This is a genomic window from Bacillus sp. FSL M7-0558 (assembly GCF_038003245.1).
Lineage (GTDB): Bacteria > Bacillota > Bacilli > Bacillales > Bacillaceae > Bacillus > Bacillus pumilus.
Window position 1 is genome coordinate 599,335 of the sequence record NZ_JBBOOU010000001.1, and the last position, 17,028, is coordinate 616,362.

Consider the following 17,028-nt stretch of genomic DNA (forward strand, 5'->3'; position numbering starts at 1 on the left):
CTCCATAAAAAAACCATTTTCCGCACTTGGAAAATGGTTTTTGATTTATTTTTGCTGCTGTTTTTTGAGTTTGACAGAGAAGGCAAACATTTTAAGCGCGATATTAATATTATAGGCCGCAAACACCATCAGCAAAATGCTGTAAAATGACCACATGTCACCTGGATTTTGAATGGCCATATAGGTGAAAGCCACACCTACGGCAAAATAAATGATGCCCCATACAACAGGGTTTCTCATGAGAAAAAGCCTCCAATAATCATTTGCATTGTTTGAGATTGTTCTTCAATCATTTTTCTTACTGGCTCAATCTGCACAAGAATAACGAGTGAGTTCATCAGCATATGAGCACCGATTGGAACAATGATTCGTTTTGTTTTCGCATATAAAAAGGCAAAGGTAAAGCCCATTGCGGTATAGAGCAAGATATGGGGAAAATCATTGTGTACAGCAGCGAAAACCACTGAACTGACAAGTGCTCCAATGAAAAAATTCGTTTTTTCATAAACCACACCAAAGATGATTTTTCGAAAAATGATTTCCTCTAATATCGGTCCAATCAGGGCGATGACGATCACAAGCCATGGAACTGCATCCATTATGGCTAAAATGTTTTGAGTATTTTCGGATTCACGGCCAATGCCAAATGCATATTGTTCAATCGCTCCTGCAATCGATTGTGCAAAGAGGGAAAGAAAGAAACCACCAATGATCCAAGCGATTGCCGCGCCGACTGAAGCCGGTGCCTCATTTCGAAGTGAAGCTCTTGGCACAGTCCGAAGGATGAGCAGAATAATGATTAATCCGACACAGAAGCTGATGATTGTCCATGTACCTGACAATTTAGAGAGCTCTGCTTGTGTCATCGGTGTCTGAATGTAACCTAACCATTTCATGATGAACACATACGGAAACGCAGAAACCTGCACCAATATATACGTTAAGATGATGTACCAATATTGTTTTTTCAAGTAACGAAAACCCCTTTACTAAAAGAACTAGATTTATTGTAACACAAGTCTTCTTTTTCGATGAAAAGGAAAGAATCTGAGATGAAAAAAGATCATGAAAGCGTAAAAATTTTTAAAGGTTTTTACTTGAAATTGCAGAAGACATTCTTTATTATAATAAATGTGTTAGCACTCACTGATGATGAGTGCTAAAAAAAGACTACATATAAAAATTGAGGAGGTTGTTTCTTATGTTAAAGCCATTAGGCGATCGCGTAATCATTGAACTCGTTGAATCTGAGGAAAAAACCGCTAGCGGTATTGTGTTACCGGATTCTGCAAAAGAAAAACCGCAAGAAGGTAAAATTGTTGCAGCAGGTTCAGGTCGTGTACTTGAAAGTGGTGAGCGCGTTGCGTTAGAAGTAAACACAGGCGACCGCATTATCTTCTCAAAATATGCAGGCACTGAAGTGAAATATGAAGGCAAAGAATATTTAATCCTTCGTGAGAGCGACATTTTAGCTGTTATTGGTTAATCACATAAAAAACATTGAGATACATTTTTAAAAAGACTGAGGAGGTTTCGTTATTATGGCAAAAGATATTAAGTTCAGTGAAGAAGCACGTCGCGCGATGCTACGTGGTGTAGATGCACTTGCAGATGCTGTAAAAGTAACTTTAGGACCTAAAGGACGTAACGTGGTTCTTGAGAAAAAATTCGGTTCTCCACTTATCACAAATGATGGTGTAACGATCGCAAAAGAAATCGAATTAGAAGATGCATTTGAAAACATGGGTGCAAAACTTGTGGCTGAAGTTGCAAGCAAAACAAACGATGTAGCTGGTGACGGTACAACGACTGCAACAGTTCTAGCTCAAGCGATGATCCGTGAAGGTCTTAAAAACGTAACAGCTGGTGCAAACCCTGTTGGCGTTCGTAAAGGGATCGAAGAAGCAGTGAAAGTAGCACTTGAAGGTTTGCACGAGATTTCTAAACCAATCGAAGGCAAAGAATCAATTGCTCAAGTTGCGTCTATTTCTGCAGCAGATGAAGAAGTGGGAAGCCTAATCGCTGAAGCAATGGAGCGTGTAGGTAACGACGGCGTGATCACAATCGAAGAATCTAAAGGGTTCACAACTGAGCTTGAAGTGGTTGAAGGAATGCAGTTTGACCGCGGATATGCTTCACCATACATGGTGACGGATTCTGATAAGATGGAAGCGGTTCTTGAAAATCCTTACATCTTAATCACTGATAAAAAAATCACAAACATTCAAGAAATCCTTCCTGTACTTGAGCAAGTTGTACAACAAGGAAAACCATTATTGCTCATTGCTGAAGATGTAGAAGGCGAAGCACTTGCAACACTTGTTGTGAACAAACTTCGTGGAACATTCAACGCAGTGGCAGTAAAAGCACCTGGATTCGGTGATCGTCGTAAAGCAATGCTTGAAGATATCTCTGTTCTAACTGGCGGAGAGTTAATCACAGAAGATCTAGGACTTGACCTAAAATCAACTGAAATCGGTCAGCTTGGCCGCGCTTCTAAAGTCGTTGTGACAAAAGAAAACACAACGATCGTAGAAGGCTCAGGAGATTCTGCTCAAATCGCAGCACGCGTCAACCAAATCCGTGCGCAAGTTGAAGAAACAACTTCTGAATTCGATAAAGAAAAATTACAAGAACGTCTTGCAAAACTAGCTGGTGGCGTCGCTGTCATCAAAGTTGGTGCTGCAACTGAAACAGAACTAAAAGAGCGTAAACTACGCATCGAGGATGCACTCAACTCAACTCGTGCAGCAGTTGAAGAAGGTATCGTATCCGGTGGTGGTACAGCACTTGTGAATGTATACAAAAAAGTCGCTTCAATCGAAGCTGATGGTGACGTTCAAACAGGTGTAAACATCGTTCTACGTTCTCTTGAAGAGCCAATCCGCCAAATCGCTCACAACGCAGGTCTTGAAGGATCAGTCATCGTTGAGCGCTTGAAAAACGAAGAAATTGGCGTAGGCTTCAACGCAGCAACAAACGAATGGGTAAACATGATCGAAAAAGGAATCGTTGACCCAACAAAAGTAACTCGCTCTGCACTTCAAAACGCAGCTTCTGTTGCAGCAATGCTTCTAACAACTGAAGCAGTCGTTGCTGACAAACCAGAAGAAGGCGGCTCAGGCGGCGGAATGCCAGATATGGGCGGCATGGGCGGTATGGGTGGAATGATGTAAAAACGGATTTAAACCCTTGATTAATAAGGGTTTATCCGTAAGTCACACTCATTTTGGTGCCATTTTGACGTCGCCTAGAAAAATTAGAGGCTTTTCATTAGTTCTCCGAACTTTTGAGAAGCTTCTTTTTTTCTGTCTTTTGTAATGTAGATGAGTTTTTTGATTTGAAAATTCATACATTGCATTGGTTAGCTCGCACCATGGCCGCCCAGAAGGAGACTTTTTTGATGTTGAAAGCTGTATAATTGAATATAGAGAAGTAAAAGTGATCATATTAAATCACCTTTAGGAAATTCCCCGCTTCATTTTACATAAGGTCATAAAAATACATATAACTAGGCAATGCATTGGTAGAATGATATAATACGCGCTCCAATCCCTTAATATATAGGGATTTTATGTAAGAATAGAGCGGGTTGTTAACATGAAGTTTTTAACGAAGGCTTCTCTTAAGTTGAACAAACTTGTGGGAAGCCTCTTTTTTCATTTATTATTTAACATTGTAATAAGTCGTTCGTTCGATTACTTGATGTTGTGCTTCTTTGTAGCGGTTTTATACATCGTTTTTAGGGCAGAAAAATATTAAAAAAGAAGTCGCTCTTCCACAATATGAGCGGCTCCTTATTGTTTATATGTGATTTATAAATCTTTGTATAATTCACACATTCTATTTGTTTAATAATCTTTTTAGCATACTTTTGGGTTTTACAGGATTTGAACTTTCAAGGATAAGGGTAGATAACTTCCCAAGCATTTCAGTTAATTCACTTTCGAATTCTAAGGTGTTATCATCAGTATTTGTATGAGCGTGAACCAACTCGTGTACAAGTGTACCTGCGAATGATTGTATATTTTTCAGTTGGCTACGTTTAATGATAATTCGTTTAGTGGACGGCTCCCATAACCCAAGTGCATCATTACCCGTATAATTGTCTGGCCGCATTGAATTGGAAATCACTATATCATTGACGAGATTACTCTTTTTTGGGAACCAACTTACAATGATATCTTTGTAATTGAAAATTTCTTTTTCTTTAGCCGTTAATTGGTTGACTTTTACGATATCAAATTCGAATTGTTCGTTCCATTCTAACGCATAAGTTTCCAAATTTCTGAAGTTATTACCATTCAGATCTTTACTAGTTTCAAGTTTATTCGCTAGTGAATCAGGAACAGTAATGATACGTATCCCTTCCTCCTTTGCGTAATTTAAGTATTTACCGCCATCCATTAAATCATAAGCACTTAAAAACATCACTTTTTTGTCCTTGCTACTTAATATTTTACAGGCGTGTAGTTGAACATCAACCCATTGTAATTCATCGTGATAATCTCCTGTTTGAATCCTTTGTAAATCATCCACCAGCTTTCTAGCAAATGTTGGGCTCTTACATTCTAAGAGAATAGACTTCACCCTGTCTGTGTAAGCACTTCTTCCTACATTTGTTCGCTCCCGATTTAAAGATTGACGAAGTTTCTTAGTGGTGGAAGTGATATTGTAAGAAAAGAGTAAATTGTCTTCCTCAGCTACACAAATTCCGTTAACGTAAATTCTTGAACGTTTTTTTTTGTTTTCAATGAGTTCCCCATACTTCGTTTTTTCAATTGTCTTTTCTCCGGAATAAAGTAAGAAGAAATCCTTGGCTTTTTCGATATCATCATCTTTGAGACCAGTAAACGTAAAGTCTGTGCCTACCAAATTAGGATTAGTCGGACTATGGACGATGGCGTGCAAGGTTACCAGATCGTCAAAGTCTCCCTTAGATAACTTCTTTATTGTAATATCACTATATTTTGATTGGATGAGGATTTCTACGTTCCTTCGATCGAATGTCGCCAATGCATCTTTTAAACCTACCCCGAATTTACCAATGACTTTATCTGGGTTCTCTGTCTTTTCTATATTCTCGTTTTGCGTTAGATGTTCATACTTTAGACCTCTCCCAAAATCCTTGATATGCCATTTATTATCTTCATCTTTAAAAATAAGGGGCTCTTTCGTGTTCGTTAAATTTGATTCATCCAGTGCATTTGCTATGATTTCTCTTAAGGCGTGAGGAATAGTCCAGTGCTCTAATACTTTTTCGATGTTCAAATCGAACTTTTTCATTATTAATGCTTCTCCTTTTTAATTGGTATTTTTTATAAGATGATTATACCTCATACTTTTGAAACTAGACTATAAATTGATGTTTATTTGTGGTTTTGTACCTCAAAATAGAACCTGTTAGTATATTCAAGATTGTCTCTTCTTTAATCTAAAATTATCCTCTGTATAAAAATATTTCTAAAATAGAAAAATCTAAGTTGTGAAATATGATGTTATTTGTCATTGTGATCATATATAAAAAAATTGAAGTGGTTGATATGACCGACTTCAGAGAGTTGCTGTCTGAGGAACTATTAAGAGAAGCAAAATGAAAAGCACTGTAGGCTTTAGATTGTGCTCGCATCGTTGAAAAGCTGATGCAGAGGGGGAAGTGGAAATGGCTGAAACAATGAAAGAGAGAGTAAAGGACGTATAAGAAAACCATTCTTATAATCAAGAGTGCTTTTTTGTTTTCAGAGAGATATGAGATACCTTGACTTATAATGTCACATTTTCTTTAAAATTACATAAAAAAATCCACTTATTCCATAAAAAATCAGATCAATTCCTTATAATAAAAGTATCTGAGAATGGGGAGTGAGTCGAGATGGACCAAAACTTGCTGCAAATGAATCAAGTGAGATCAGAGGATGAATTAGCTGTTGTGAATATTTCTTCTACAGAAATTGGGGCGCTGTCAAAGGAAGCGGCTGAGCGGATTTTACAAACGAACGATACGGATAATATTCATCAACTGATGTATGTTCCGATTGAAAAGAAAGTAGATTTGCATTGGTTGATTCAAAGTGTTGGACAGGCGTTAGAAGATGAGGATGACGATAACGTTGCACTTGAATTGGCTGATTTGCTCTATTTCTTTGTCATTCCATTTTATAAGGAGTATATTTTGAGGGAACATCATTTGTATGAGTGTATAGATGATCTGTTGGTACGATTAGCATCGTGGGCTCACTCAGATATTCACACACTGGTCGATGCGATGAGAGACGATTTGTCTGTATAAACTTGAAAAAAGCTTGTAGAGCGATCCTCTACAAGCCTTTCTAAATTACTGGGCTCTTTCCCATGTAATCTTTGTTTCATTTGTTTTTTTCTTTCCCTTTGCCAGCACTTTGCCGTTTTCTTGTTTCACGGTGATGTTTAGGTCGTAAAAGGAATAGAGAGCACCAAGGCTGTCATTTTCCGGTTTGTGCAGGTTGTTTTCTTTTTCAGTTGAAGCTCCAATGGCCAGTGTCTTGGCAAAGTTTAAACCGATGACTTCAGCGTAATCACTATTGGTATCAGAGGAAGCCGTCACGTTTAATGAAATGACTTTTTTCTTTTGATCAACGGTAATCGCTGTGTCTTGTATGAGTTTAGACTGTTCCATGACTTCTTTCGTTTCTTTTTGAATGCGTTCATTGATCGTTGGAAGTGCCTTCGTTTCTGTTTTTTGTTCGTTTGTTGTATTTGAGCAAGCTGCTAGCATGAAGAGACTTGCAACTAGGCTCATGAAAACAAGTAGACTTTTTTTCACGTTCGTTCTCCTTTTTTCTTCGAAGTATGTATGTTTATGTTACCACGAATCCTTGTTTTGATTAAAAGAGAAGTGTTGATAAGCTGTGAACAATAAAAAGCACCCAAAAAGGGCGCTTCAGCGTGTAGACAAACCTTCGCATTCGTTGTCAGGTCTGCGCTCCGGTGCTCACGAATGTCAAATTCGCTCCGCTCCGATGCTCGTCCTTCCTAGACTTCAAAGGTTTTCTATCACGCTGAAAAGAAGACAAAGGGCTAAAATAAAGATCATTTTAGCCCTTTGTCAACAATCTGAAGCACCCAAAAAGGGCGCTTTTTTCTTATTGTGCTGAAAGGCTTGTACTTAATGGAACAGAAGAAATGACGGTGAATTTAGGAGCTGCAGCACCTGATTCTAAATTTTTACGTAAAAGCGATGATTTGATGGACCCATCCCATTTTTTATAGACGCTTCCTGATGTATCTGCACGAAGCTGTACATTCGAGAAGCTTGCTTGTGTGTAGCTGTTTGCCCCATTATCCTGAACGCCGTGTACCATTTTGACGACATCGAGGTTTTTCAGACGGCTAGGTTTGTAAACAGGCTGTTTATAGCGCAATGTCCCATTGACGTATAGTGACACTGTGCCATCACCATTGTTGATGAGCTTTAAGTTGACACGTGCACCATCCTTAATGCTCTTATCATATTCGCTGTTCCAATATTGGCTGCCACCTTGTGAGCCGCTGCCTAGAAAGACTTTATAGCCAGAAGACGTTTTTGAAATACCGCTCTCTATAACGGCAGAGCCGAGACCGAGGTACCAGTCCGCATAGCCATTTTTAATCGTCGCTGTTTTCGGAAGCACAATATCAGCCGAGATGCCTGACCATTTGGCTTCATCCGTTTGTGTCACAATCGCACCGTGACGAGGACTAGCTGCTGAGGCAGGAAGACTTGAAAGCATCAAAACCAACGCTAAACTCACACTCAAAACGATGAACCACTTTTTCATAAAAATTCCTCCTTATATTTGATTCATTTTTATTATATAAAATGAAAGAGAGGAGTTGCTTACATTGTTCTGGCTGATTTTGGTATTTTTTATGAACAAAATCGGTCATAAAGTGGTCAATTTGTATTCGAATTGTAATGTGACTGTAAAATAACTGGGGGCATCTTCATGTATAATAAGTGCAGAAACCAAATACGGAGGATTTTTTAATGAATAAAAAGCTTATCGCGACAATCGTAACAGTAGCTAGTTTATTTTTGGCGTTTAGTTTCTCACATGGAGCAAGTGCAAAAAAAGTAAGCGGCAATATTACTTGGTATAATGGTGTCGGTAAAAAAGGCGCAGATGGAAAAAAACTCGGTCATTGGGATGCAGCAACTAAAATGGGATTTGACGTACCGAAAAAAGGTACAAAACTAAGAGTGACAACAAAAGCGAAACCACATAAAGTGATTACAGTATATAAATATGATGTAGGTAGAATGCCAAACGCTGTATTAGACGTCAGCCCAAAAGCATTCAAAGCACTAGGGTTTAAAACAAGTAAAGGTGTCGTAAAAGGACATTACACTTATTAATACATAGGCATGCAAAGAAGCGGGAAAAGTTCATTTTCTGGCTTCTTTTCTTGTAGAGAGGGTCTGAAAGGCAATGAAAAAATCAACATGGTGGATCATCACGGTCATCGGAGTCGCAGTGATTGCGGCCATCATTTTCTTTATGATGAAGCCGGGGCAAGAGCCGAAGCATGCGGTAAAAGTGAAAACAAATCAGGATGCAAAAGACGAATTACTCGTTTCATTTACAGATCAACAGTTAAACAATACGTATTACTTGCATGACCGGGCGCTTCATACGGAGAAACTGACAGCCTATCCTTCGATTGCTTATGATTCTACGAAACAGCTTTTATATTACACGTATACGGATGAAGACACGCAAAAAGTGAGTATTCGAGAACTGAATGTAAAAACGGATGAAGAAAAAACGCTATTTACGAGTGAAGATTCCATCGACAGTATGAGGCTGTCTGGAGACGGGAAACAGTTATATCTTAGGTATAATAAGGATTCTGGGGAACAATTTTATGTCGCTATGTTTGATGTAAACACACACAAAGTGAAGGTATTATATCCAGAAAAAAGCAAGGATGACACGGTAAGTTCTTTTGCATATGATCCTGCGTCAAACCTTCTGGCAATCCAGCATTATTCCTTAAAAGAAGATTACAAGAAAACCGATGAAGCGAATGAAAAGGGAAGAGACCCTGAACCAACAACCATGAAGATCACCCTTCAAACAGGCGTGAAGGGGAAGCGAATTGCACGTATCTCGCAAACGATCAATGATATTTCATTTTCACCAGATCATAAGACATTGATTTATACAGAAGTGAAGGTGCGAAACGAAAAAGAAGTAGCCTCTATTAAAATGCTTGATGTAGAAACAGGAAAACAGGCGACACTCGTTAAGAACAGTGAGGATGTGCATATTTTAAGTGCCGCACAGCCGCAATTTTCTACGGATGGGTCTTCTATTTATTTCTTAGGTGTTGCTAAAAACGCAAAGGAATTAAAGGATGACACCGGTCGAAAAGCAAAGGTAAGAACGATATTTGAATACAATATCAAGAAGAAAACAGTGGAAGCCGTTTGGGAGAAGGATGGCGGGATTGTTAACAATTTCACTGTCAATCGATAAAAGGTACGTTCAGTTATTTTTATATAACTGGACGTTTTTTTATTTTGCCATTTGACATGTTGCAGAAATTAAGGAATTTATGTAAGGAAAATCAGTTTTTAAGGTGGGAAACGTGTGGTATTTTCATATTTTGCTTAAGTGACAGAGGAAAGGAAAGAGAGTAATATGAGTGGACATAAAAAAACGAGAGGACAGATGCTTCTCGTTTTCTCTGATTTATTTGGTGTTATTGTCTAATAAGTTTTGAAAGATAAACAGGGCATTAATAGAGTGAGGGAATCCAGCAACTTTTGTACAGTGCTTAATAATCTCCATAATCTCTATGACAGAAAGTCCGATATGTAATGCTTGTTCAAAATGAGTCTTTAATTCTTCATCACAATCGCCTTTTGTAATGAGGGCAGATAATGTACTGATGGCCTTTTGTTTTTCATCTAAAATGAAGTGGTTGAATTCTTTTTGTTCACCGAGTTCAATTGTTAGCTGTTCAATATTTGACCGAATGCTCTCGTTTTTTTGAATTGAAAGCTTCTCTATGTTACCTGCCGTTGTTTCTTGTGTGATCTGGCAAGTCTCTTTTTCTTCATTCAAATTGAACTCCTCCGTTTTTTATCGCAATTTTCCATTTGTTCGTTCAGTGTGGCAAATGTGCCTTTTGATAGATGCAATGGGTATATAGTAGTATTATCGGTTTGCTGCGTCAATTTTTTAAGTGTTGAATGTACAAATAAATGCCATTTCAAGTCATGCATTGTTTTATTTTAGAATGGATTCAATGAAAAGAAAGGAAAGGGCTAATATATCGCTATCTGTTAGCCCTTCGCAATGATGTAGTCAATATATGTGTTTACGCATGTGACGGGAGATCGGTTTCATGTTAATTAATAATATCCATCGGCCGCATCATATCATAATCCTCGTGCTCTAATATATGACAATGCCACACATACCTGCCGCTGTATGGAACAAAGCGAGCGATGATCCGAATGACTTCACCGGCATGCGCTTGAATGGTGTCCTTGTAGCCTTGTTCATGTAAGGGAGGTGCTTCGTTTGGTCCTGTATACACAATGTCCCCTGTCGATTGATAGACCTCAGTATCAAATGGTCTTCTGTCTATCACTCTGAATTGAACAAGGTGTAAATGAATAGGATGTGTGACCCTTGTTGGATTGACGATAGACCAAACCTCCACACTTCCAAGACGAGGATTTTCCGTGACAGGGTCATTCCAAAATTGGTTATCTAGCAATAAAATGGGGCGGCCGTATTTATCCTGTGTGCCGCTAAGTGTGAGCGTACGCTCTTTATCAGCTCGACTAGGACGAAGCGGTGGAAGCGGTTTGAAAATAGGCCGTAATGTTTTAGGTGCTCTCCCTTTTAGCGGACGTGTGACTTTAAATTGCATGATGTTCGCATCTGTTTCAGGATTCACTTCCTGTCCGCAGCCGGCTTTATTTTTAAGGATGATCGTTTTGTTTTCATAAGCTGAAAAATCGATGATGACATCAAATCGCTCAGCAGGAGCAATGCTAAAGGATTGATAGTGAACAGGTCTTGGTAAAAAGCCGCCATCAGATCCAATTTGCAAAATCGTCGCATCGTTGTCTAGATGCAGCTCGTAAGTTCTTGTATTGGACGCATTTAAAATACGAAAACGGTATTTTCGCGGCTCTACTTCTAAATACGGCCATACTTTTCCATTGACCAAAATGGTTTCTCCGCAAAAGAAGGGCACGATAGACGGATCTGGTATGTCACTGTCTTCTGGCGTGTTGTTTGGTCTGCTTGGATAAAACAGCGCGCCATCCTCCTGAAACGTACGGTCCATGATCATTAGCGGAATATCATACTCACCCTTCGGTAATTCTAGCGATTTTTCAAACGCATCTGAAATTAAATAAAATCCAGCTAATCCGGCGTACACATTTAATCGTGTCAATGCCATCGCATGATCGTGATACCACAATGTGCAGGCTTGCTGATGATTTGGGTATTCGTACACCTCTCGTTCAAAGAAGGGGCCGGTTGCTTCAAAGTCTCGTGAAAACCAAGCCTCTGGATAGCCGTCACTGCTTGCTGGTGTGACGCCGCCATGTAAATGAACGACGGTTTTGACTTCTGGTTCATCATGATGGCCTTCGTGAATGGTGTGATCGACCGGTAGAAAATGCTTAAGTGGCAATTTGTTCATCCATTTCACTTTGACTTTTTCATTTCGATTCGCATGAATGGTTGGACCAGGCAAACTGCCATTATAGGTCCATAGCTTGGTTGGGGGCAGGTCTCTATGAACTTTTAGAAATACCTCCTCCATAGCGATTTCATAATACGTTTGTCTTGGGTTCTTTTTGACGGGCTTCGCAACTTCTGGAATTGGCAGCTCGTCAACAAATTTTTCTAGGTTCATGTTATCTAATCCTCACTTAAAATCCAATTTGATACAGTATAAGTGCGGACATCAAAATAGGTGAATAAAATAAAAAACCCGCTTTTCAGCGGGAGCATTACGGATGTTTATTTTCAAGCGCTGCATTTGCAGGCACTTTTTTATTCGGTTTAAAGAAGAAATAAGCGGCAAGCACACCGAAGGTAATGATACTCGTCAAAATGAGCTGCGGTCTCATTGATTCGATAAACAGCATTGATGCCAAGATGGCGCAAATGACCAAAATGGTAAAATACGTGAGGTATGGGAACAGCCACATTTTGATTTTGAGCTGTTCTGGATTTTCTTTTTCGATTTTACGGCGCATTCTTAATTGTGAAACAGCAATGACCAAGTAGACAAGAAGGGCAATCGCGCCGGATGCGTTGACTAAGAACAAAAAGATGGTTTCAGGATAAAAGTAGTTCATCATCACGGCAATGTAGGAAAAGAAGGTGCCTGCGACTGTAGCCGCTACGGGAACACCACGTTTGCTGATTTTCATAAAGCGTTTCGGTGCTTCGCCTCTTTCTGCCAATGAATAAAGCATTCTGGACGTTGTGTACAACCCAGAGTTTAAGCAAGATAGAACAGCTGTTAAAACAATGACGTTCATCACTTGAGCAGCCGATGGGACACCGATGTATTCTAATACCGCAACGAACGGGCTTGTTAAAATACTCGCTGAATTCCATGGAAGCAAGGTCACAACGACAGCGATGGAACCGACGTAGAACACGATGATACGCCATACAACAGAGCGGGTAGCTGTTGTCACAGACTTGACGGGGTCTGCTGATTCTCCGGCCGCTATTGCCACAATCTCGGTTCCCATGAAGGAAAAGATGACGACGACAATTCCGAGTAAAACAGAGCTGAATCCATTTGGAAGGAAACCGCCGTTCCCCGTTAAATTGGCAAGACCTACAGTATGATGACCACCAAAACCAAAGATAAATGCAAAACCGATGAGTAGAAAGAGAATAATGCTGACGACTTTTATTAATGAGAACCAATATTCAAATTCGCCAAAAGATTTAACAGAAAAGATATTTGTTAATGTTAAGAGGATAGTGAGGATAAGACTTGTGAGCCAAACAGGTGCATCTCCATACCAATACTGAATAATGGCAGCACCGGCAATGGCTTCGATCGCGATGACAATCACCCAGAAGAACCAATAAAGCCAGCCAATTGTAAAACCGGCCCATGGACCGATGGCATCGCTCGCATATTGTGAGAAGGATCCGCTTGTCGGATAGGCGCATGCCATTTCTCCAAGCATTCTCATAATAAAGATCACGAGAAGTCCTGCAAAAGAATAGGAAAGAATGGACCCAGGCCCTGCAGAATGAATGACAGCGCCGCTACCAACAAATAGCCCTGCGCCAATAACCCCAGCAATGGAGATCATTGAAATATGTCTTGTTTTCAGATTTTTTTGAAGACCGTTTGTCATGTTGGACATGTCTTTACCTCCAAACATTTCTCCTTATAGAGAATTTGTTTTTAGAATATTTTAAATTTTATCATACTGAATTGTCATTCAGCATTGGACAGGTTATCAAACTGACATTTCAAACCTCTTAACATGATGTTAAAAAGTATAAAGGATTTGAGAGATTATGTTCCCTCTTTTTCCTCTGTTCATTCTTAAAAATAGCATAAGATCGGATGGGGAGAAGTTGTGTCTCAAAATAAAATTATTCTGATAATTTCTCAGAAAGGGTGCTATTGCCAATATGATCATCACAGAGTGAATTGGAAAAAGGTTGATGGGAGTAGGTCTTGAGGTCAATTGACCTTATAAAAATAAGTTTACTTAGGTCAACACATTTCTATGTATCCTATTTTGCTGACACAAGCGAATCATGTTGCTGTAGACCCACACGGGCTTTGCTTTGTAAGATAAATAATAGAAAAGTGATGTGTGAGGAGGCGCGGTTCGACATGGAGCGCTATAACGAATTAAGACAAGGTGAAACAGGTGCTTGGGTCAGCATCATTGCCTATGTGATCTTATCTGCGGTGAAACTTCTGATTGGGTATACGTTTCATTCAGAGGCTCTTTCGGCAGATGGATTGAATAATACGACGGATATTATTGCATCCCTTGCAGTGTTGATTGGATTGCGTATTTCTCAAAAGCCGCCTGATGAAGATCATCCATACGGTCATTTTAGAGCAGAGAATATTGCGTCTCTTGTGGCGTCCTTTATTATGATGCTTGTTGGACTTCAGGTTCTGCTGAGTGCAGGCCAGTCACTCTTCTCATCTAAGCATCAAACGCCCGATATGATCGCAGCTTGGACGGCAGCAGGAAGTGCTGTGGTGATGTATGGTGTGTATATTTACAACCGCAATCTGTCCAAACGGATCAATAGCCAAGCTCTTCATGCAGCAGCAGCTGATAATAAATCAGATGCGTATGTGAGTATCGGAACATTTGTAGGGATTATCGCCTCTCAATTTCAACTGGCATGGATTGATACGCTTGCAGCGTTTGTGATTGGCCTCATTATTTGTAAAACGGCGTGGGAGATTTTCAGAGATGCTTCTCATTCGTTAACGGACGGTTTTCATATAAAAGATATGTCCAAATATAAAGAGACCATTGAAGCAACACCTGGGGTGGGCGATTTGAAAGATATTAAGGCACGGTATCTCGGAAGTACGGTCCATGTGGATGTAGTAGTGGAGGTCGAGCCGCACTTGAACATTGCAGAAAGCCATGATATTGCAGATGAGATCGAACGTAGAATGAAGAAGGAACATGATATTTTACACTCTCATGTTCATATGGAGCCAGCAGGTGAGCCAAAAGAAGAGAAGAAGTCTTATCCATCGTGAGAAGGCTTCTTTTTTTCTACGTGTTGATGTTTTATGCTATTGCGCGTTGTATGGTAAAGTTAGACTATATGAAATTTAACGGAAACGTGATAGGAGGATCAGGATGGCATTTGATGAACCGATGCATTCAGATTTACAAAAAATCGTAGATAACATCAATAAAGTCATGGTTGGGAAAAAAGACATTGCGATATTAAGCCTTGTTGCGATTTTGGCGAAGGGGCATGTGCTGCTAGAGGATGTGCCTGGTGTTGGGAAGACGATGATGGTTCGTGCTTTGGCAAAATCCATTGGCTGTGAGTTTAAGCGAATCCAATTTACTCCTGACCTTTTGCCTTCAGATGTAACAGGCGTGTCGATTTATAATAAAAAGACAAATGAATTTGAATTTAGACAAGGACCGATTATGGGGCAGATTATTTTGGCTGATGAGATCAACCGGACCTCTCCCAAAACACAGTCGGCATTGCTTGAAGCGATGGAGGAAGGCAGTGTTACAGTGGACGGAGAAACAATGCTGCTTGCTGATCCTTTTTTCGTCATGGCTACGCAGAATCCAGTTGAATATGAAGGGACCTATCCACTGCCAGAGGCACAAATGGACCGGTTTTTATTCAAGCTGAAAATGGGGTATCCGACCATGCTGGAGGAGCTGGAGGTACTCAACTTGCAGGAAAAGCAGTCCCCGATTGATACGCTCCAAGCAGTCATGACCAAGGATCATATCCATGCGTTGCAGCAAGCGGTTCAGACTATTCATGTGGATGTATCCATTAAAGAATATATTGTGGAAATTGCACAAGCGACGCGGCAGCATCCATCTGTTTATTTAGGTGTGAGTCCAAGGGGATCGATCGCCCTCATGAAAGCGGCTCAGGCGTATGCCCTGTTGAATCGGCGCGATTATGTGATTCCTGATGATGTACAGTATTTAGCGCCATATACATTACCGCATCGTATGATTTTGACTTCAGAAGCGACGTATGAAGGGAAGAAGGCGGAGACACTGCTGCGACAAATGCTTGAGCAAATTGGCGTGCCAGTTCAAAAGTCGATGACTCAATGAAATTAGGTCATCGTTTCGCTTTTTCATTATGGTTACGGGTGATGATGCTTATCATCCTCACTGCGGCAGTCTTTTGTTATGCCATGTTTCAGGGAGGGTTTGTGAGCTGGTTCCTTTTTTATGCATTTTTACCATATACTTTGTATGCTTTGCTGTTTGCGCTCGTTCCGCTGAGAGTGACAGCGAAAAGGACTTTACAAGAAACCCGCTTGAAGGCGGGAGACGTGCTGCCTGTTGACCTTGAAATTCAGCGGACAAATCTATTTCCATACGTTTACGTCTTAATTGAGGATGATCCGCCGGACACCTTTCGTTTACAGGAACAAATTGAAATGAAGCAAATGCTGTTTCCTTGGTTTCGGAAAACGTGGCGTTTTTCCTATCAATTGAATGATGTCATGCGCGGAGAACATCATTTGTCAGCAGTTCGAATCAAAACGGGTGATATGTTTGGTTTTGTGGAGAAAGAAGTCATCATTCCGTTAGAAAAAAAGCTGCTTGTTTATCCGAAAATGCTCGATCTTCAGGTGGAGTCTGCTGAGTCATTGAATGAAAATGGAGGCAAAGCGGTTCACTCGTGGTTAAATGAACCGACCCATGTGACAACAGGCGTAAGGGAATATCAGCAAGGAGATCGTTTTGCTTGGGTGGACTGGAAGACGACGGCTAGAAGGGGTCAGCTGATGACGAAGGAATTTGAACAGAATCAAACAAAGGATCTTGTCGTGTTTGCTGATTTTACCGATGAAGCAGTTTTTGAGACCGTCGTGTCTATTGTAGCATCTGTCCTACAATCGGCAGTGAAAAAAGGGGTGCCGTTAGGTCTTGTACCTCTAGGAGATCAGCATGCCTTTCGAGTGGATCAAGGAGAACTTCATTTAGAGGACATGCTTTATTATTTAACAAGAGTGCAGCATCACCCTTCTCGCGTACAAGAGTATAAGGCGTTAGCAGCGAGTGAGTATCAGCATTCTGGAAAATATGTCATCACGGGTCAGCTGCAGGAGGAGCTTGCTGCGAGTCTCTTTGGAAATCGAAACAGAAAGAACATCACTGTTCTTTTAGTGAAGAGAGCCGTGGATCGATTCACGACAAAAGAAAAACAGCTTGTAGACCGGCTTAGGGCATCTGGAATACGCACGACCGTTTTATTTGAAGACCGGCTGTACGAAAGAACTGTGAGGTGA

Annotated in this window: 16 protein-coding genes; 8 read left to right on the forward strand and 8 right to left on the reverse strand. The window is 40.2% G+C overall.

All coding sequences use genetic code 11. The annotated features are described in order from the left end of the window. Positions 1–45: 45 nt before the first annotated feature. Together MHB79_RS02990 and MHB79_RS02995 are read right to left on the reverse strand one after the other, a co-directional pair. The gene (locus MHB79_RS02990) at positions 46–240 is read right to left on the reverse strand and encodes a YdiK family protein (protein WP_003213897.1); all 195 of its coding nucleotides are present in this window, start codon (positions 238–240) and stop codon (positions 46–48) included. Next, positions 237–971 (reverse strand): CPBP family intramembrane glutamic endopeptidase, encoded by a 735-nt coding sequence (locus tag MHB79_RS02995; RefSeq protein ID WP_340988920.1) that lies wholly within the window; start codon positions 969–971, stop codon positions 237–239. Before MHB79_RS02995 ends, MHB79_RS02990 begins: the two co-directional genes overlap by 4 nt. 230 nt (positions 972–1,201) lie before the next feature. Here MHB79_RS02995 and groES point away from each other — a divergent pair, with 230 nt between their 5' ends. Beyond that, entirely contained in the window at positions 1,202–1,486 is a 285-nt protein-coding gene (gene groES, locus MHB79_RS03000; RefSeq protein ID WP_003214120.1) for a co-chaperone GroES, read from the forward strand. Positions 1,487–1,541: 55 nt separating this feature from the next. Then, on the forward strand, positions 1,542–3,176 hold the full coding sequence (gene groL / locus MHB79_RS03005; protein WP_012009082.1) for a chaperonin GroEL: 1,635 nt from the start codon (positions 1,542–1,544) through the stop codon (positions 3,174–3,176). 667 nt (positions 3,177–3,843) lie between these two features. Here the strand turns inward: groL and MHB79_RS03010 are convergent. Further along, positions 3,844–5,286 (reverse strand): ATP-binding protein, encoded by a 1,443-nt coding sequence (locus tag MHB79_RS03010; RefSeq protein ID WP_137055472.1) that lies wholly within the window; start codon positions 5,284–5,286, stop codon positions 3,844–3,846. 586 nt (positions 5,287–5,872) lie between these two features. On the opposite strand from MHB79_RS03010, the gene MHB79_RS03015 reads away from it, so the two are divergent. Then, the gene (locus tag MHB79_RS03015; RefSeq protein WP_340988922.1) at positions 5,873–6,289 is read left to right on the forward strand and encodes a hypothetical protein; all 417 of its coding nucleotides are present in this window, start codon (positions 5,873–5,875) and stop codon (positions 6,287–6,289) included. A gap of 45 nt (positions 6,290–6,334) precedes the next feature. On the opposite strand, the gene MHB79_RS03020 is transcribed toward MHB79_RS03015, so the two are convergent. After that, a complete protein-coding gene (locus MHB79_RS03020; RefSeq protein ID WP_044141451.1) occupies positions 6,335–6,802 on the reverse strand; it encodes a hypothetical protein in 468 nt (155 codons plus the stop codon). Between the two features lie 319 nt (positions 6,803–7,121). Further along, entirely contained in the window at positions 7,122–7,796 is a 675-nt protein-coding gene (locus tag MHB79_RS03025; protein ID WP_044141452.1) for a hypothetical protein, read from the reverse strand. A 209-nt stretch (positions 7,797–8,005) separates the two neighbouring features. Here MHB79_RS03025 and MHB79_RS03030 point away from each other — a divergent pair, with 209 nt between their 5' ends. Together MHB79_RS03030 and MHB79_RS03035 are read left to right on the forward strand one after the other, a co-directional pair. Beyond that, positions 8,006–8,374, forward strand: a complete 369-nt coding sequence (locus MHB79_RS03030; protein WP_044141453.1) for a septal ring lytic transglycosylase RlpA family protein — start codon at positions 8,006–8,008, stop codon at positions 8,372–8,374. A 73-nt stretch (positions 8,375–8,447) separates the two neighbouring features. Continuing rightward, a complete protein-coding gene (locus tag MHB79_RS03035; protein ID WP_050945678.1) occupies positions 8,448–9,497 on the forward strand; it encodes a hypothetical protein in 1,050 nt (349 codons plus the stop codon). 216 nt (positions 9,498–9,713) lie between these two features. Here the strand turns inward: MHB79_RS03035 and MHB79_RS03040 are convergent, their stop codons facing one another. From MHB79_RS03040 to gabP, 3 genes are all read right to left on the reverse strand, one after another. Next, a complete protein-coding gene (locus tag MHB79_RS03040; RefSeq protein WP_003214068.1) occupies positions 9,714–10,088 on the reverse strand; it encodes a carboxymuconolactone decarboxylase family protein in 375 nt (124 codons plus the stop codon). A 286-nt stretch (positions 10,089–10,374) separates the two neighbouring features. Continuing rightward, the gene (locus tag MHB79_RS03045) at positions 10,375–11,907 is read right to left on the reverse strand and encodes a multicopper oxidase family protein (protein ID WP_340988926.1); all 1,533 of its coding nucleotides are present in this window, start codon (positions 11,905–11,907) and stop codon (positions 10,375–10,377) included. A gap of 97 nt (positions 11,908–12,004) precedes the next feature. Beyond that, entirely contained in the window at positions 12,005–13,393 is a 1,389-nt protein-coding gene (gene gabP / locus MHB79_RS03050; RefSeq protein ID WP_137055467.1) for a GABA permease, read from the reverse strand. 482 nt (positions 13,394–13,875) lie between these two features. Here gabP and MHB79_RS03055 point away from each other — a divergent pair, with 482 nt between their 5' ends. The 3 genes from MHB79_RS03055 (at position 13,876) to MHB79_RS03065 (ending at position 17,028) form a co-directional block, all read left to right on the forward strand. Beyond that, positions 13,876–14,775 carry a cation diffusion facilitator family transporter gene (locus MHB79_RS03055; protein WP_003214299.1) on the forward strand — a complete coding sequence of 300 codons (900 nt, stop codon included), beginning with the start codon at positions 13,876–13,878 and terminating at the stop codon, positions 14,773–14,775. A 103-nt stretch (positions 14,776–14,878) separates the two neighbouring features. Then, on the forward strand, positions 14,879–15,841 hold the full coding sequence (locus tag MHB79_RS03060) for an AAA family ATPase (RefSeq protein ID WP_268492775.1): 963 nt from the start codon (positions 14,879–14,881) through the stop codon (positions 15,839–15,841). A gap of 101 nt (positions 15,842–15,942) precedes the next feature. Beyond that, positions 15,943–17,028: a DUF58 domain-containing protein gene (locus MHB79_RS03065; protein WP_340988931.1), complete on the forward strand. Its 1,086-nt coding sequence runs from the start codon at positions 15,943–15,945 to the stop codon at positions 17,026–17,028.

Bases quoted from the DNA above. Each gene is read 5' to 3' on its own strand.
- MHB79_RS02990 (WP_003213897.1), bottom strand. From the start codon at position 240: ATGAGAAACCCTGTTGTATGGGGCATCATTTATTTTGCCGTAGGTGTG.
- groES (WP_003214120.1), top strand. From the start codon at position 1,202: ATGTTAAAGCCATTAGGCGATCGCGTAATCATTGAACTCGTTGAATCT.
- groL (WP_012009082.1), top strand. From the start codon at position 1,542: ATGGCAAAAGATATTAAGTTCAGTGAAGAAGCACGTCGCGCGATGCTA.
- MHB79_RS03010 (WP_137055472.1), bottom strand. From the start codon at position 5,286: ATGAAAAAGTTCGATTTGAACATCGAAAAAGTATTAGAGCACTGGACT.
- MHB79_RS03015 (WP_340988922.1), top strand. From the start codon at position 5,873: ATGGACCAAAACTTGCTGCAAATGAATCAAGTGAGATCAGAGGATGAA.
- MHB79_RS03025 (WP_044141452.1), bottom strand. From the start codon at position 7,796: ATGAAAAAGTGGTTCATCGTTTTGAGTGTGAGTTTAGCGTTGGTTTTG.
- MHB79_RS03030 (WP_044141453.1), top strand. From the start codon at position 8,006: ATGAATAAAAAGCTTATCGCGACAATCGTAACAGTAGCTAGTTTATTT.
- MHB79_RS03035 (WP_050945678.1), top strand. From the start codon at position 8,448: ATGAAAAAATCAACATGGTGGATCATCACGGTCATCGGAGTCGCAGTG.
- MHB79_RS03045 (WP_340988926.1), bottom strand. From the start codon at position 11,907: ATGAACCTAGAAAAATTTGTTGACGAGCTGCCAATTCCAGAAGTTGCG.
- gabP (WP_137055467.1), bottom strand. From the start codon at position 13,393: ATGTCCAACATGACAAACGGTCTTCAAAAAAATCTGAAAACAAGACAT.
- MHB79_RS03055 (WP_003214299.1), top strand. From the start codon at position 13,876: ATGGAGCGCTATAACGAATTAAGACAAGGTGAAACAGGTGCTTGGGTC.
- MHB79_RS03060 (WP_268492775.1), top strand. From the start codon at position 14,879: ATGGCATTTGATGAACCGATGCATTCAGATTTACAAAAAATCGTAGAT.